Origin of the sequence: Paraburkholderia sp. J63 (assembly GCF_905220245.1) — a bacterium.
Lineage (GTDB): Bacteria > Pseudomonadota > Gammaproteobacteria > Burkholderiales > Burkholderiaceae > Paraburkholderia.
In genome coordinates this window covers 112871-128193 of sequence record NZ_CAJMZF010000021.1, presented here as the reverse complement: position 1 = coordinate 128193, position 15323 = coordinate 112871, and the positions used below count along the sequence as shown (strand labels likewise).

The 15323-nt window shown below is 65.1% G+C and carries 14 protein-coding genes; 2 read left to right on the top strand and 12 right to left on the bottom strand.

Annotated elements, in window-relative coordinates:
• Positions 1 to 1678, top strand: a 1678-nt coding sequence (locus tag U5775_RS22540) for a YadA family autotransporter adhesin (protein WP_322060304.1), incomplete at its 5' end; no start/stop codon positions are given.
• A 119-nt stretch (positions 1679 to 1797) separates the two neighbouring features.
• On the opposite strand, the gene U5775_RS22535 is transcribed toward U5775_RS22540, so the two are convergent.
• The 12 genes from U5775_RS22535 to U5775_RS22480 form a co-directional block, all read right to left on the bottom strand.
• Positions 1798 to 2334 (bottom strand): ureidoglycolate lyase, encoded by a 537-nt coding sequence (locus U5775_RS22535; RefSeq protein WP_322060303.1) that lies wholly within the window; start codon positions 2332 to 2334, stop codon positions 1798 to 1800.
• Between the two features lie 28 nt (positions 2335 to 2362).
• Positions 2363 to 3373: an allantoicase gene (gene alc, locus U5775_RS22530; protein ID WP_322060302.1), complete on the bottom strand. Its 1011-nt coding sequence runs from the start codon at positions 3371 to 3373 to the stop codon at positions 2363 to 2365.
• 93 nt (positions 3374 to 3466) lie between these two features.
• A complete protein-coding gene (uraD, locus tag U5775_RS22525; protein WP_322060301.1) occupies positions 3467 to 3988 on the bottom strand; it encodes a 2-oxo-4-hydroxy-4-carboxy-5-ureidoimidazoline decarboxylase in 522 nt (173 codons plus the stop codon).
• Positions 3985 to 4944, bottom strand: a complete 960-nt coding sequence (gene puuE / locus U5775_RS22520; protein WP_322060300.1) for an allantoinase PuuE — start codon at positions 4942 to 4944, stop codon at positions 3985 to 3987. Before puuE ends, uraD begins: the two co-directional genes overlap by 4 nt.
• A 255-nt stretch (positions 4945 to 5199) precedes the next feature.
• Positions 5200 to 5988, bottom strand: coding sequence for an aspartate/glutamate racemase family protein (locus U5775_RS22515; RefSeq protein ID WP_322060299.1), 789 nt, complete (start codon positions 5986 to 5988; stop codon positions 5200 to 5202).
• Between the two features lie 33 nt (positions 5989 to 6021).
• Positions 6022 to 7536, bottom strand: a complete 1515-nt coding sequence (locus U5775_RS22510; RefSeq protein WP_322060298.1) for an NCS1 family nucleobase:cation symporter-1 — start codon at positions 7534 to 7536, stop codon at positions 6022 to 6024.
• A gap of 451 nt (positions 7537 to 7987) precedes the next feature.
• Positions 7988 to 8710, bottom strand: a complete 723-nt coding sequence (locus U5775_RS22505; protein ID WP_322060297.1) for a GntR family transcriptional regulator — start codon at positions 8708 to 8710, stop codon at positions 7988 to 7990.
• A gap of 315 nt (positions 8711 to 9025) precedes the next feature.
• A complete protein-coding gene (gene ldcA, locus U5775_RS22500) occupies positions 9026 to 9952 on the bottom strand; it encodes a muramoyltetrapeptide carboxypeptidase (RefSeq protein WP_322060296.1) in 927 nt (308 codons plus the stop codon).
• A gap of 95 nt (positions 9953 to 10047) precedes the next feature.
• A complete protein-coding gene (tadA, locus tag U5775_RS22495; RefSeq protein ID WP_322060312.1) occupies positions 10048 to 10605 on the bottom strand; it encodes a tRNA adenosine(34) deaminase TadA in 558 nt (185 codons plus the stop codon).
• A gap of 125 nt (positions 10606 to 10730) precedes the next feature.
• Positions 10731 to 11132, bottom strand: coding sequence for a DnaJ family domain-containing protein (locus U5775_RS22490; protein ID WP_322060295.1), 402 nt, complete (start codon positions 11130 to 11132; stop codon positions 10731 to 10733).
• A gap of 585 nt (positions 11133 to 11717) precedes the next feature.
• A complete protein-coding gene (locus tag U5775_RS22485) occupies positions 11718 to 12914 on the bottom strand; it encodes an amino acid aminotransferase (RefSeq protein WP_322060294.1) in 1197 nt (398 codons plus the stop codon).
• Positions 12915 to 13006: 92 nt separating this feature from the next.
• Complete coding sequence (locus tag U5775_RS22480) at positions 13007 to 14407, bottom strand: amino acid permease (RefSeq protein WP_322060293.1); 1401 nt, start codon at positions 14405 to 14407, stop codon at positions 13007 to 13009.
• Positions 14408 to 14661: 254 nt separating this feature from the next.
• On the opposite strand from U5775_RS22480, the gene U5775_RS22475 reads away from it, so the two are divergent.
• On the top strand, positions 14662 to 15135 hold the full coding sequence (locus U5775_RS22475; protein ID WP_322060292.1) for an Lrp/AsnC family transcriptional regulator: 474 nt from the start codon (positions 14662 to 14664) through the stop codon (positions 15133 to 15135).
• Positions 15136 to 15323 lie beyond the last annotated feature (188 nt).

Genomic DNA, 15323 nt, shown 5'->3' with positions numbered 1-15323 from the left:
CGGCGGTGCGAGCGCCAATACGCCGGTCGCGCTGCACAATGTCGCCAACGGGCTGCTGAGCGCATCGAGCACCGACGCGGTGAACGGTCAGCAACTGTTTGCGACGAACCAGGCCGTGACGAACCTGCAAGGCGACGTCACGAACATCAACGGCAAGCTCGCTGATGCGGTGATGTACGACTCGTCGGCGCACGATTCGGTGACACTGGGCGGAGTGGGTTCGAACACGCCAGCGGTGCTGCACAACGTAGCCACCGGCGTGGCGCCGACCGACGCGGTCAACGTGGCGCAGATGAATCAGGCCGTGATCACGGGCAATCCGTACATTAGTGGCTTTGGCTCGGGTGCGCCTGCGCAGGCCACAGTCGCAGGCGCGGTCGCACTGGGTCTCGGCTCGGTCGCGAACACGCCATATACGATTTCCGTTGGTGACGCATCGAATAGTCTCCTTCGTCGCATCACGAACGTGGCGACTGGCGTGGCGCCGACCGACGCAGCCACGGTGGCCCAGTTGGGGAACTCGACGACAAGCATGCTCTCGACCGTCGACAATCTGGCAAGCAATACGCAGACCGCCCTGCAGGCGGTCAGCAACCGGCTAGGAACTTCAAGCTATTCCGTCGGCGGCACGACCGTGAATACGGTCAGCGACGCTATCGCCAGTCTCGACAGCCGCTTGCAGAAGAATACGGCCGAGATCGCCGCGCTGGCAGCGGACTCGAGCACGAGCACCCAGGAAGCGGTCGAGAGCGCATCGAACTCGGCCCCGGCATCGTCCGCGACACAGATGGTCGCGGCCTCGCGCTCGCCGCTCGGCGCCAGCGCCGGGACCGCCACGGCCAACTACGCCGCGACGCCGGTCGGCGACGCTCCGGCCAATACGACGGACGCCGACGCGGTCCATTACGACAGCGCTGACCATTCGAGCGTCACGCTCGCCAGCGCAACCGGCGGCAACGTCAGCCTGAGCGGTCTCTCGAACGGCACCCTCTCTCTGGATAGCACGGATGCGGTGACCGGCCAGCAGCTCTACGCCACGAACCAGCAAGTCGCGAGCATCAACCAGGCCCTGCAGAACATCAACATCGCGGGCACGACGGCAACCTCGGTCAACTCGACGAGCGGTGTCGCGGCGGCCTCGGGCACGCAGTCGATTGCGGTCGGTGGCGGCGCGGTCGCAACGGGCGCAAGCTCGACGGCGATCGGCGACAAGGCCAATGCGTCGGCGAACAATTCCGTGGCTATCGGCGCGAACTCGATCGCGAATCGCGACAACGCAGTGTCGGTCGGCGCCGAAGGATCCGAGCGCCAGATCGTCAACGTGGCGGCCGGCACCTCGGGCACCGATGCGGTCAACCTGAACCAGTTGAACGACGCCATGACGCAGCAGTCGAATGCGTTCGGCCAGCAGATCGGCAATCTGCAAAACTCGATCAACACGGTTTCGAAGAACGCGTACGCCGGTGTGGCCGCAGCCATGGCCATGCCGAACCTCACGCCTTCGGGTCCGGGTCGCACGGTGGTCGCAGCAGGCGGCGGCTACTACATGGGCGGCAGTGCAGCAGCAATCGGCGTGACGTATCGCTCGATGAACATGCACTGGCTCGTCAACGGCGGCGTGTCCGTCACGAGCACCGGCAACACGGCTGCTCGCGCCCAAGTCGGCTACGAGTTCTGATCGCCTTTAAACAGGCACCGCGGGGGCACGGCTACTGACAAGCGTGCCTTCTCATAAGCAAAAAGCCACGGTCTCGGCCGTGGCTTTTTTTCGTTCGCGAAGCTCGATGCGTCAGAACATCAACGCGTCGCCGCCGCCATCGCCTCTTCGGTCAACCAGAACGATTCGACCAGATCCTGCTCGTTGAGGTTCAGGCCATCGCCGCCGCGATCGACGACGATGAAGTCGCTCACCTCGCCCAGCGCGATCAGCGGATGATGCCAGACGCCCCTGGCGTAGTTCACGCCCTGCCAGCCGTGCGAGACGAACGCACGCATCTTCGTGACGTCCAGCTCGCCCGCCGGCGCCACGACGACGAGGTACGGCTTGTCGTTCAATGGCACGAACGCCTGGCTGCCGAGCGGATGCCGCTCGAGCATCTTGATCTCGAACGGCAGCACGCGCGGCTGTCCGCGAAAGAGGTTGACGAGCGTACGGCCGCTCTCTTCCGTGACGTCGACGTTCGCGAGATCGTGATAGCGGATCGTCGTGCCCAGATTGATCGGAATCTGCTTCGCGCCCGCAAGCTCGATCACGTCGCCGAACGGTGCAAACGCTTCGCGCGTCAGCGGCTCGATCACGAGTGTCGTGCCGAGCGCCTGTGTCGTATCGCTCATGCTTTCTCCTCTTCTCTTTTTGCCGCGCTCAGGCGAGCGTGCCCCACAGACGCACGCGCGAAACGCCGCCGTCCGGGATGATGTTCAAACGCACGTGCGTGACCGGGCCCAATGCCGCAAGCTCGCTCTCGAAGTAGTGCTGATTGTCCATTTTCAGCTTCTGCTCGCCGAGCAGCTCGGGCCAGAACATCGCCTGGGTCACGAGCGAGCTGTCCGTGCCGCCCACCACGCGCGCCGCCTGGAACGAGCAACGGTCGGGATAGTTGCCCTTGAAGTGTGCCGTATCGACTTCGATCTTCTTGATGATGCCCGGCTGCGCGAGCGCGATGATCGCCCAGTCGTTGCCCGGTTCGCGGCGGCGGCGGGTTTCCCAGCCGTCGCCCATGTTCACGCCGCGGCCCGGCATCAGGATGTTCGAGGCCGCGCCGAAATGCTGGTTGTTGGCTGCGACCAGATACGCGCCGTTTTCCATCGCGGCGAGGTCGAACAGCTCCGTGCGGCTCGCGCCCTGCCAGTCCACTTGCGGCTGGCCGTAGACGCGCAGACGCGCGATGCCGCCATCGGGATAGATGTTCACGCGCAGGTGCGTGAACGGCTTGTCGCTCGTGACTTCCACGTAGTGGTGGCTGTTGCCGTTCAGCGAGGTCGACGGGACGATCTCCGTCCATTCGGTCGTGGCGCCCGGTGCGCCGTCCGCCACGTACGCGGCTTCAATCGACGCTGCCGGCGGATAGTTGCCGGTGAAGTGGCTCGTGTCGATGTCGAGGCCCTTGATGACGCCGGGGCGCGCGAGCTTCACGATGCACCAGTCGTAGCCGGTCGTGCGCTTGCGGCGCGTTTCCCAGCCGTCCATCCACTTGCCGTGGTCGTCGTACTTGCCCGGGATGAAGACGGCCGGCTCCGGATTGAGCATGCGCTCCTTCGGGGCGAAGAAGTCGTCGCTCGTCTCGAGCGCCTGCGCGCCCAGACGCGGGTCCGCGAGATTCACGAAGCGCCGCGTGAAATCCGGTGCGTTGGGGTCGAGAGTCGGGAGTGCCATCTTTGTCTTCCTTCGTGTCTTTTCCTGGGTTCCAAAACAGCGCCGCGCCGTCGCGAAGGCGCACCTCGCAACATGCGAGGCGCGGCGTCAATCTCATGCGTCGATCAGCTCGTCCAGCCTGAAGCGCGCGATGCGATAAATCTGGTCGAGGCTCGCGCGCATTTCGTCGGCGTGGGTGTTGTTCACGCGCGATTCGAAATTCGCGATGATGCCGTGGCGGTCATAGCCGCGCACCGCGAGAATGAACGGAAAGCCGAACTTTTCGCGATACGCGCGGTTGAGCGCCTGGAGCTTGTCGAACTCTTCCTGCGTGCACAGGTTCAGGCCCGCGCCGCTTTGCTCGCGCGTGGATTCCTCGGTGAGCTCGCCGCGCACGGCGGCCTTGCCCGCGAGTTCCGGGTGAGCGTTGATGAGCGCAAGCTGCTTCGCTTCACCGGCGGTTTCCACGGCGCCCGACATCGTCTGGTGCAGCGCGTCGATGCTCGTGTAGGGACGCTGCTGCGCCGCCGCTTCCGCCACCCAGGGCGAGTGCTCGAAGATGCCCGAAAGCGCGGCCACGAAGGCGTCGGTCGAGGCGTTGTTCAACTGGTCGAGGGTGTAGTGCATTGCCTTCATGCGGCGGCCCCGCGGTGGTCGTTCTGCTGCGGTTGATAGGGATGATGCTCGCGCCAGTGGCGCGCGATGTCGACACGGCGCGTGACCCACACGCGATCGTGCTTCTCGATATGGTCGAGGAAGCGCTGCAGTGCGCGGAACCGGCCCGGACGACCGAGCAGACGGCAGTGCATGCCGATCGACAGCATCTTCGGCGCTTCGTCGCCTTCCGCGTAGAGCACGTCGAACGCGTCGCGCAGGTAGGTGAAGAAGTGATCCGCGGTGTTGTAGCCCTGCGGCGTCGCAAAGCGCATGTCGTTCGTGTCGAGCGTATAAGGCACGATCAGCTGCGGCATGCTTTTGCCGCCGGTGACTTCGACGTCCATCCAGAACGGCAGATCGTCGCCGTAATAGTCGGAGTCGTAGAGGAAGCCGCCGTGCTCCGCCACGAGGCGGTGTGTATTGGGGCTGTCGCGGCCCGTGTACCAGCCCAGCGGACGCACGCCCGCCACCCGCTCGATCGCTTCCATGCCGAGCTTCATGTGCTCGGCTTCGAGTTCTGGCGTGGCGTCCTGATAGTGAATCCAGCGATACCCGTGGCAAGCGATCTCGTGGCCGAGCTCGACGAACGCGCGCGCCACTTCGGGGTGACGCTCGATCGCCATGCCGACACCGAACACGGTAAGCGGCAGGCCGCGCTTTTCGAATTCGCGCAGGATGCGCCACACGCCCACGCGCGAGCCGTATTCGTAGATCGACTCCATGCTCATGTGACGCGCCGGATAAGCGGCGGCGCCGACGATCTCGGAGAGGAACTGCTCGGAGGCCGGGTCGCCGTGGAGCACGCAGTTCTCGCCGCCCTCTTCGTAGTTGAGCACGAACTGCACCGCGACGCGCGCCTGACCGGGCCAGTTAGCCTGCACGGGGTGCCGGCCATAACCGATCAGATCGCGGGGATATTGGGGATCGAGTGGCATGCTGATCGAATCTTTCGAATGGGTAACGAATGTGAAAACCGCGCGGGGGACCCGCACCTGCCGAAAGCGGCTGCACCGGCCGAAATCCTTGCGCCACAAGGGTTTGCAATGCGCCGAAAAATGCCGTTTTCAGGATCGGCCCAGTGTAGCTAAATCGCCAGGGCGCGCCCATACGCACCGACAGATAGTGCGGGTCAAGCGACGTGTATGTGCCGGGTGCGCCCCGTCTGGCGGCGGGGCGCACGCGCTGCGTGTTTACCCGTAGCGCAACGGACGGACCGGCGGCGGCGTTTCCGTGGCGCTCGCCGCATTGGTCGGACTAAAGTGCGCGAACTCGCCATCGTAGCGCTTGGCCAGCGGGCGCGCGAAGTCGCCGCGCTTGGCCGTCGCGAGGCGCAGCGCGACCAGCGCCTCCACCCATTTGACCGCCGCCGTCACGCCGTCCACCACCGGCACGCCGAGCGCGTCCTCCACCTGCGCGCACAGGCTCGTCATGCCGGCGCAGCCGAGCACGATCGCGTCCGCGCCGTCTTCTTCGAGCGCCCGGCCGCATTCGTCGACGATCGCACGGCGCGCCGCCGAGCCCGGCTCGTCGAGTTCGAGCACGGCCACGTCGATGGCCCGAACGTTGCGGCAGAAGCGGCTCATGCCGTAGCGCTCGGCGAGATGCCACGCCATCGCCTTGGTGCGCGAGAGCGTCGTCACGACCGAGAAGCCCGGCGCGAGCACGCTGGCCGCGTGCATGGCCGCTTCGGCGATGCCCACCACCGGCCCGCGCGCCAGTTCGCGCGCCGCATAGAGCCCCGGGTCGCCGAAGCAGGCGATCACATAGCCGTCGAAGCCCTCGCGCTCGCCCGCCTCCACTTCCGCGAGCAGGCCGGGCGTCGCGAGCGCCTCGTCGTAGTAGCCCTCGATCGAGGGCGGCCCCATCGTCGGGCTCACGGCGACGACTTCCGTGCCCGGCGCCACCACGGCGCGCGCGCACTGCCCCATCGCAGTGGTCATGCGCTGCGTGGTGTTCGGATTGATCAGCTTGATACGCATAGCAGTTCTCTGTTCGTTTCGGGGTGCTTTGTCTTACGCCCGTGCCCGCGCACGTTGGCCCATCGTCAAGGCGCGATAGAACAGCGCGCCGAGTCCCGCGCCGATGAACCACGAGAAGTTCGCTGCGCCGCCCAGCGACGGCAGCATCACGCAGAGAATCGCAATGACCGCGGCCGGCAGCAGCGCCGAGACCGCGCGCCAGTTCACGCCGTTGGTGTACCAGTAGGCGCCCTTCGTCGAGACTGTGTAGAGATCGTCGACAGCGAGACGGCCGCGCTTCACGAGGTAGAAGTCAACGATCAGGACACCGTACAAAGGTCCGATGAAGGCGCCGAGCACGTCGAGCGTGTAGTGAATCACGGCGGGATTGTTGAAGAGATTCCACGGCGTGATGAAGATCGAGGCCACCGCCGCGAGCATGCCGCCCGCACGCCAGCTGATCAGGCGTGGCGCAACGTTCGAGAAGTCGAACGCCGGCGACACGAAGTTCGCGACGATATTGATGCCGATGGTCGCGATCGTGAACGTCAGCGCGCCGAGAATAACGGCCGTCGGGTGATCGATGCGGCTCACCGTTTCCACGGGATCGGTAATCAGTTGTCCGAACACTGGCAGCGTGGCCGAGGTCGTGATCACCGTGACGATCGAGAACGCGAGGAAGTTGACGGGCAAGCCCCAGAAGTTGCCGCGATGCACGCTCCTGAGCGATTTGCCGTAGCGCGAGAAGTCGCCGAAATTGAGCATCGGCCCCGAGAAATACGAGACCACGAGCGAGACCGCGGTAATCATCACCGGGATCACTTCGGTGCCGTGATACTTCACGCCGCCAAGGTTCAGGCCGATGTTGTGCCAGCCCGCGCGATACACCATGTAGCCGGCCAGAATGAACATCACGGCATAGACGGCCGGACCCGCGAAGTCGATGAACTTCTTGATGGTCTCCATGCCGTTCCAGAACACGAGCGCCTGCAATACCCAGAGCGTCATGAAGCCGGCCCAGCCCATCGCCGAGAGGCCGAACATGCCGTGCCTGTGCACGTCGGCGTAAGGCATCAGTTGCGGCACGAACTTGAGCACGACGATCACGAGCGCGCTCGATGCGAGATAAGTCTGGATTCCATACCATGCCACCGCGATCAGGCCACGGATCACGGCGGGAATGTTCGCGCCGAGCACGCCGAAGGTGCCGCGGCACGCCACCGGATACGGCACGCCATGGCGCTGGCTCGGCCGCGCGATGAGATTGCAAAGTACGTTGACGAGCGAGATGCCGACGATCAGCACCAGCAGCACCTGCCAGCTCGTGAGTCCGAGCGCGAAGAGACTGCCCGCGAACACGTAGCCGCCGACGCTGTGCACGTCGGACATCCAGAACGCGAAGATGTTATAGGCGCCCCACGTCTGCTCCTTGAGCGGCGCGAGGTCGTGGTTATAGAGGCGCTCGCTGTAGCCTGCCGGCAACTGCGTGCCGTTTGTCGCTTCGCTACTCTCGGATGCATCGAAGTTGGGCACTGCCGGACTGCCTGGTGACGCGCTGAACTGAGCCATGACCCGCTCCTTGGGATGGATACGCCGACGGAAAAAAGACGCCTGAAACGCCTCGAAACGCGCGCTGCGCCGCGTGCTGCGGCCGCCGCGATATCTGCGGATGGCTCGGGGTCCAGGCTAAAAGGCCGGGGGCTCGAGCCCCTGCCCGGCGTGCGCTTCGACGCCCTTTGCACCGCGCCGGTCGCGCCTCTCGCGCGCCCTGCTCGCCGTGCTGCCTGCCCGGCGGACGCCCTCGCGGCGCCCGCTGCCACATCGATCTTTTCTCTCTCGCGCGCGGCGGCCGGCATTGCGCCCCGCCGCGCGTGTCTCCAGTTCAGCTCCACTCAGTCCTGCCAGGCGCGTCCGCTCTTTGTGCGAACGCCGCCGTGATGCTTGTGTTTCCGATTCTGTTTCTGCTTCCGCCCGGCGCCCTGTCGCTTAGCGCAGGCGGAAGACCACGCCCGATCGTTGCTCAGCGCCCGGCCGTAGCGGCCGCGCGCGCGCCGAACACGTCCTGCAAATCAACCGACGCGCCCGCCGGCCGGTCGAGCATCTTCAGCTCGACGCCCTGCAGATGCCGCGTCATCAGCGCGGCGGCTTCCTGCGCCTGCCCCGCCTCCAGCGCCGCGATAATCGCCTCGTGGTCGTCGAACGAGCACGGGCTGCGCCCCGGCGACTCGTAGAGCGCGGAAATCAGCGTCGAGCGTGCCACGAGGCCATTCAGGCAATCGCACAACACCGTGTTGCCGGTCAGCGCCGCCAGTTCGGTATGGAACTCGCCCGACAAGCGGATCCACGCCGGAAAATCGCGCCCCTCGAACGCCCTGCGCTCGCGCCGGATGGTCTCGCCGATGCTCTTCAATCGCCGGCTGCCATGCTGCGCGCTGCAAATGCGCTCCACCACCGCGAGCTCGATGATGCGGCGCATCTCGAACACCTCGTGCACCTCCTGGAGCGACGGGCTTGCGACGAACGCGCCACGATTCGGCTCCAGATCGACGAGGTGATCGCCCGCGAGCAGCGAGAGCGCTTGGCGGATCGGTCCGCGTTTGACACTGAACACTTCACACAACTGCGCTTCCGTGAGCTTCGCGCCAGGCGGCAAACGATGTTCGAGGATCGCGGCGCGGATGCGCGCGGCGATAGTCTCGGGTTTCGTGCCGGTCGCGTCGGCTTCGGTATCGGCGTTTCGCATGTCTTTCACCTTGATGTTGGGTATCCTAGTTCGGACATAAAGATTGTCAACAATTTTATCGGCTAACCTGGGGAAGATACTCAGGCGTGAGCAGCATCCGGATGCACAACCCTCGTGAAACCCGCGCCACTACGGGGAATTTCGCACCTTCCCTGTGAATCGTCAGTCCCAAACGGCGCTTTTTTTGTCAACAATCTCGGAGCGGTAACGTCTCCAGAGCATCCGTTGAATTTTCATTTCACCGACTGTTAGTTGCATATTAATCCCCGGAAAAAAGCGCCCGTGGGCGCTTGTACTGTCTCAAGATCCGCCTGGTCAGCCGAGATACGGATAGTCGCTCACAGCGAGCTCGAAGCCATGAGCGTCGGCGCTCAGTTGTGCCTGCGCGCCGAACGGCAACGTGACCATGTTCTCGATATGGCCGAACGGCAGGCCGGTAATGACCGGAATCGCCACCACCGAGCGCACGTGCTCGACCATCGCGTGCAGGTCATAGCCGTTGTCGTAATCGAACGGCTTGCCGCCGGAAAAGTCACCGAGCACCAGCGCCTGCTGGCGCGCGAGAATGCCCGAGAGATGGAGCTGATAGAGCATGCGCTCCACCCGGAACGGCTGCTCGTTGACGTCCTCGACAAACAGGATCCCGCCCTGCACCGGCGGCATATAGGGCGTGCCGACGAGCGACGTGAGCACGGCCAGATTGCCGCCCCACAACATGCCCGAAACGTCGACGTGCTGCACCTGCGGCGCCTTCACCTTGAGCGTGAATTCGGGCTTCGTGAGCGCTTCCCAGAAGTGCTGCATCGTGAAGCTGCTCAATTCCGGCGCGCCGAAGTCGCTCACGAGCATCGGGCCGCCGAAGGTCTTGAGCCCCGCGCGCGCATAGAGCGCGAGCTGGATCGCGGTGAAGTCGCTATGCCCGACGAAGGCGATCGGCTCGCCGGCGAGGCGCTTTTGCAGGCCGTCGTAGTCGAGCCCGTGCAGGATGCGCACGGCGCCATAGCCGCCGCGCACTGCGAGCGCGATATCGGGCAAGTCGCGCCCAGGGTCGGCGAGACGGTTCAGCTCAGCGGCGCGCTGGCCGTCGGTGCCGGCGAAACGCTGGTAGCGCCGCTCGGTCGCCTCGATCCCCTCTACGCGGTGGCCCTGGGCGCGCAGGCGCGCAATCCCGCGGTGCACGGCTTCCGGGTCATGCGGATAGCCCGACGGCGCGATCAGTTCGATGGTGCGATGAATGGTCATGGTCAACGGAGTTCGATGGTCGGTGGCCGCGCCTTGCGTCTGCCGCGACGCGTAGCGCAAAGCCGCTCGCGCCTATTATCCGTTGTTATCGAGGCTTACCGGTCGTTATCGGCAACGCCGGGCGCTGATCCGGCCGAGCCGGCCGCCGCGCGACGCGCTTCGCGGCTCGCGCGGCGACGCTCCGCGAAGAATGCGCGCAGCGCATCGCCGCACTCGGTTTCGAGCACGCCGCCCGCGACGCTCGTGTGGTGATTGAGCTGGCCGTTCGAAAATGCGTCGACGACGCTGCCGCACGCCCCGGTCTTCGGGTCGCGCGCACCGTATACCACGCGTGCGATGCGTGCGTGCATGATCGCGCCGGCGCACATGAGGCAGGGCTCGAGGGTCACATAGAGCTCGCAGCCCGGCAAGCGGTAGTTGCTCAATGCCGCGCCCGCCGCGCGTAACGCGGCCATTTCGGCGTGCGCCGAAGGATCGTGCGCGCCGATCGGATGGTTGAAGCCGGTTGCGATCACCTCGTCGCCGCGCACCAGCACGGCGCCGACCGGCACCTCACCGGCCGCGCGCGCCGCTTCGGCGGCCGTTAGCGCGAGGCGCATGAAATGGCGGTCGCGCTCGGTGGCGGGCTCCGCCTGAGGCTCGGTGGGTTCGATAGATTCGGTGGATTCAGCAGATTCGGCGGATGGCCCGGCTTGCGGCCCGGCATCGCCCTGGACTGGCTCGGGGCACGCTGCGTGGTGCTGCTCGGCCTCGCCCGGCGGCGTGGCAGCCGGCACGCTCACGCAGCCCCCGCCACGACGCGCTGCCCGAGCGTCGCGCGTTCGGAGAGCCGCTCGGCAATGCGGCGGCGGTACTCGTGCGGCACCACCAGCGGGCCGCCGCGCAGCGACTCGAGCGCCATGTCGAGCGCCAGCATGCGGGCGCGCAGCCGGCACTGCTCGACCTTGTCGCTCACCTTGGCGAGCTCTTCTTCGAGATCGCGCAGCGCGCGAAGCTGTTCGACCGCAGGCGGCACGAAGCCGGCATTCTTCAGAATGCGGTTTGCCACGCGCACCTCTTCGGGTACGAAGGGGTCCTCGTCGAGCGCCTGAGGCGCCCCGGCGCCCGGCAAGTCGTCGAAGTCACCGCGCGCGGCTGCGGCGGCAATCCGTTGTTCGACAAGGGCATCAAGCAATTTCATCGGCGGTCCACTACGTTGCGGCTCACGCATTCTATCAGGGTAACACCTGGAAGACCCTACGCTTCTGTCGTGGCCGACGTCGGATTCCGACAGATTGACAGACGGGCGATTTGATGCGTGGCGCATGGCGTATGCGTGGGGTAAAGCCGGATTCGTCTGATTGGAGCGCGCGCTTCAGCGGCTTATCTTTGAGCCGACTCCGCCCCGCCAGCGTTCGAACGGCGGTCCGGCGGATCAAATCCACTCTGCTTTCAAGCCCCATTCGAGCTCAGATCACGATGAAACAGGCTTCGATTTTTGGCGTGCCGTCCGGCGCGTCGCCGGCTTCCGGCGTTCGTGCCGGTGCACTTTATCCGCTTTCGCGCAGGCGTTGCGCCTCGCGGCGGCTGCGCCTCGGGGCCGCTTGTGTGCTGCTGGCCGCCAGCCTTTCCGGCTGCGGCGTGTTCTGCGCCGCGGGAGGCGGCAGCGGCGGCGTCGGAGGCGTTTGCGGAGTGGGAACGGGAATGAGATTTTGAGGCGCCGCTAATGGCGCCCGCACCGGTATCGGACCACTCGCCGATACCGGCCTGAAGCAACCTGCGCCGCTTATCCCCTGAAAATCCGGCCCATTGCCTCGACCACGACGCCCACGTTCTTCTCGTTGAGCCCCGCGACGCACATGCGGCCCGAGCGCAGGATGTAGACCCCGAACTCCTCTTTCAAGCGCTCGACCTGGTCCGCGCCCAGGCCCGTGTACGTGAACATGCCGCGCTGCTTCACGTAGCGCGAGAGCGCCTCGCCGCTCACATGCGCGGCGAGCCCGTCATGAATCGCCTTGCGCATGCGCGCGATGCGCTCGCACATGGCCGCCAGCTCCGTCTCCCACGATGCCTTGAGCTCGGGATTCGTGAGCACGTGCGTGACGATCTTCGCGCCGTGCGTCGGCGGATTGCTGTAGTTCGAGCGCACCGAGCCCGTGAGTTGCCCGAGCACACGATCGGCTGCCGCGGCGTCTTCGCAGATCACGTGCAGGCCGCCGCAACGCTCGCCGTACAGCGAGAAGTTCTTCGAGAACGAGTTCGCCACCAGCGCCGGCACGCCGCGGCGGCCGAGTTCGCGCACCGCAAACGCGTCGGCGTCGAGGCCCGCGCCGAAGCCCTGGTACGCCATGTCGACGAACGGCAGCAGATCGCGCTTTTGCAGCACATCGATGAGCCGGGTCCATTGCGCCTCGTCCAGATCCACGCCGGTCGGGTTATGGCAGCACGCGTGCAGCAGCACGACGCTTTTCGCCGGCAGCGCGTCGATGGCCGAGAGCATCGCGTCGAACTTGAGGCCGCCCGTAGCTTCGTCATAGTACGGGTAGGTGTTCACCGTAAAGCCCGCACGCTCGAAGATGAAGCGATGGTTCTCCCACGTGGGATCGCTCACCCACACCTGGCTTTGCGGAAAGTAGCGCTTGATGAAATCGGCGCCCACCTTGAGCGCGCCCGAGCCGCCGAGCGTCTGCACCGTGGCGATGCGGTTCGCCGCGCGCGACGGACACTGCGCACCGAACACGAGCGCCTGCACGGCGTCGCGATACTGGGCAAAACCGGCCATCGGCAGATACGGCTTGGGACCGGATTCGTTCAGGATCGCCGCTTCGGCCGCGTGGACCGCCTTCATCACCGGCAGACGGCCATCGTCGTCGAAATAGATGCCAATGCTCAGATTGACCTTGTTCTGCCGCGGATCTTTCTGGAAGTTCTCGTTGAGCGAGAGGATCGGGTCGCCGGGATAGGCATCGATATGTTCGAACATGGCGTTTGCTTGACGGTTGCTGGTTAGAGGCGAATACGGAATGCTGACGGAAGCGGCTGGCCGGAGCGCCGCTTCCTCGCGTGCGGCTGCGCTCAGCGCGTCTGCACGCTGCCCTGCAGCGCGGGCGTCGCGCCGCGGCGCCAGAAACGATACGCGCCTGCGAGCACCACGAGCCACACGGGAATCAGATAGACGGAAATCCGCAGATCCGGAATCAGATACATTACAACGAGAATGCCCGCGAGGAACACCAGGCACAGGTAATTCGTGAGCGGGTAGCCGAGGCTCCTGAAACGCGTCGTCTGGCCCGCGCGCGCCTTCTCGCGGCGGAACTTCAGGTGGATCAGGCTGATCATCGCCCAGTTGATGATGAGCGCGGACACCACGAGCCCCATCAGCAACTCGAAAGCCTTACCCGGCATGAAGTAATTGATGATCACGCAAGCCGCCGTCGCGACCGCCGTCACGGCGAGCGCCGCGAGCGGAATGCCGCGCCGGTTCACCTTGAGCAGCGCCTTGGGCGCATTGCCTTGCTGCGCGAGGCCGTAAAGCATGCGGCTGTTGCAATAGACGCCGCTGTTATAGACCGAGAGCGCCGCCGTGAGCACCACGACGTTGAGCACGTTCGCGACCAGATTGCTGTTCATCGCATGGAAGATCAGCACGAAGGGGCTGCCGCCCGACACGACCTTTTCCCACGGATAGAGCGAGAGCAGCACGCCCAGCGCGCCCACGTAGAAAATCAGGATGCGATAGATCACCTGGTTGGTCGCGCGCGGGATCGTGTGCGAGGGATCGTCGGCTTCGGCGGCGGTGATGCCGACGAGCTCGAGACCGCCGAACGAGAACATGACGACGGCCATCGACATCACGAGACCCGACATGCCGTGCGGGAAGAAGCCGCCATGGCGCCAGAGGTTCGAGACGCTCGCGTCCGGCCCGGCCGAGCCCGAGAGCAGCAGCCAGCCGCCGAACGCGATCATGCCGACGATCGCCAGCACCTTGATGATCGCGAACCAGAATTCGAGCTCGCCGTACGACTTGACGCTCGCGAGATTGACGCCGTTGATCACGACGAAGAAGACGAGCGCCGAGACCCACGTGGGCAGCGTCGGCCACCAGTAGTGCATGTAGATGCCGACGGCCGAAAGCTCGGCCATGCTCACGAGCACGTAGAGCACCCAGTAGTTCCAGCCCGAGAGGAAGCCCGCGAACGGGCCGAAGTATTTGTCGGCGAAATAGCTGAACGAGCCGGCGACGGGCTCGTCGACGACCATCTCGCCCAGTTGCCGCATGATGAAGAACGCGACGATGCCCGCAATTGCATAACCGAGCAGCACCGAGGGGCCCGCGGTCTGGATCGTCTGCGCGATGCCGAGGAACAAGCCGGTGCCGATCGCTCCGCCCAGCGCGATCAGCTGGATATGGCGATTCTTGAGGCCGCGCTTCAGGTGGCCGTTCTGGTCGCCGCTATGTGTTTCGTTTGAAACCATGTCTCTTCCTGTCTCTTCTTTATCGATGCGCCCGGCAGCGATCCCGATGGGACCCCTGCGCGGCCGCGCGAAATAAAATTGCGCGCGCAACCTTCTGCGCTGGCGCGCTCTCAGGCCCGCCAGCATTAGCCGACAGCCCTGTCAGGTGCGCCCAGTGTATAGGCGGAGCGGAAAAATATGATTTCATCTGATACGCAGGCAAACCCTGATTGGTACAATTTCATTTCGCATTGGCCACTTCCAAGGCAAGAAAAGTGCAAAACATCACCCTGGACCCCATTGACCTGCGGCTCCTCGCCGCGCTGCAGGAGCACGGACGCGCCTCGAATCTCGAACTGGCCGCCACCGTCAAGCTCTCGCCGGCGCAGACGCTGAGGCGTCATCGCCGGCTCGAGGAACTGGGCATCATCAAGCGCTATGAGACGCGGCTCGATGCCCAGGCGCTGGGCTTCGGCGTGGTCGCTTTCATTCAGGTGACGATGGAGCGCGGGCACATGCGCGAGCTCGTCAAGTTCAAGGAGCTCGTCGCGAAGCTGCCGCAGGTGCAGGAGTGCTATTCCGTGACCGGCGATATCGACTACGTACTGAAGGTGGTGGCGCGCGATCTCAAGGCGCTGTCCGAATTCCTGCTCGATACGCTCATGCGCGCGCCCGGCGTGAGCAGCGTGCATTCGATCGTTTGCCTCGATGAGCTCAAGGGCACGAGCGCCATGCCGCTGCAGGACTGAGCGGAGCGTGAAACAGGTTCGCTGGGGATAAGTCCAGTGCGGATATGCAATTTTATCTCATTTGCATGCCCCGCATGAACGATGATTGTGTTTTCGGGCCTCGAAAAGCCTGCCGATGGCGGGCGAGCACCGGCGCAGGCCGATCGAGCGTCCGCCTGCCGCCGCGGAACCCGACGCCCGAAATAGTC

Excerpts from the sequence above, each read along its gene's own strand:
- U5775_RS22535 (WP_322060303.1), bottom strand. The coding sequence starts at position 2,334 with ATGAGCGATACGACACAGGCGCTCGGCACGACACTCGTGATCGAGCCG.
- alc (WP_322060302.1), bottom strand. The coding sequence starts at position 3,373 with ATGGCACTCCCGACTCTCGACCCCAACGCACCGGATTTCACGCGGCGC.
- uraD (WP_322060301.1), bottom strand. The coding sequence starts at position 3,988 with ATGAAGGCAATGCACTACACCCTCGACCAGTTGAACAACGCCTCGACC.
- puuE (WP_322060300.1), bottom strand. The coding sequence starts at position 4,944 with ATGCCACTCGATCCCCAATATCCCCGCGATCTGATCGGTTATGGCCGG.
- U5775_RS22515 (WP_322060299.1), bottom strand. The coding sequence starts at position 5,988 with ATGCGTATCAAGCTGATCAATCCGAACACCACGCAGCGCATGACCACT.
- U5775_RS22510 (WP_322060298.1), bottom strand. The coding sequence starts at position 7,536 with ATGGCTCAGTTCAGCGCGTCACCAGGCAGTCCGGCAGTGCCCAACTTC.
- U5775_RS22505 (WP_322060297.1), bottom strand. The coding sequence starts at position 8,710 with ATGCGAAACGCCGATACCGAAGCCGACGCGACCGGCACGAAACCCGAG.
- ldcA (WP_322060296.1), bottom strand. The coding sequence starts at position 9,952 with ATGACCATTCATCGCACCATCGAACTGATCGCGCCGTCGGGCTATCCG.
- U5775_RS22490 (WP_322060295.1), bottom strand. The coding sequence starts at position 11,132 with ATGAAATTGCTTGATGCCCTTGTCGAACAACGGATTGCCGCCGCAGCC.
- U5775_RS22485 (WP_322060294.1), bottom strand. The coding sequence starts at position 12,914 with ATGTTCGAACATATCGATGCCTATCCCGGCGACCCGATCCTCTCGCTC.
- U5775_RS22480 (WP_322060293.1), bottom strand. The coding sequence starts at position 14,407 with ATGGTTTCAAACGAAACACATAGCGGCGACCAGAACGGCCACCTGAAG.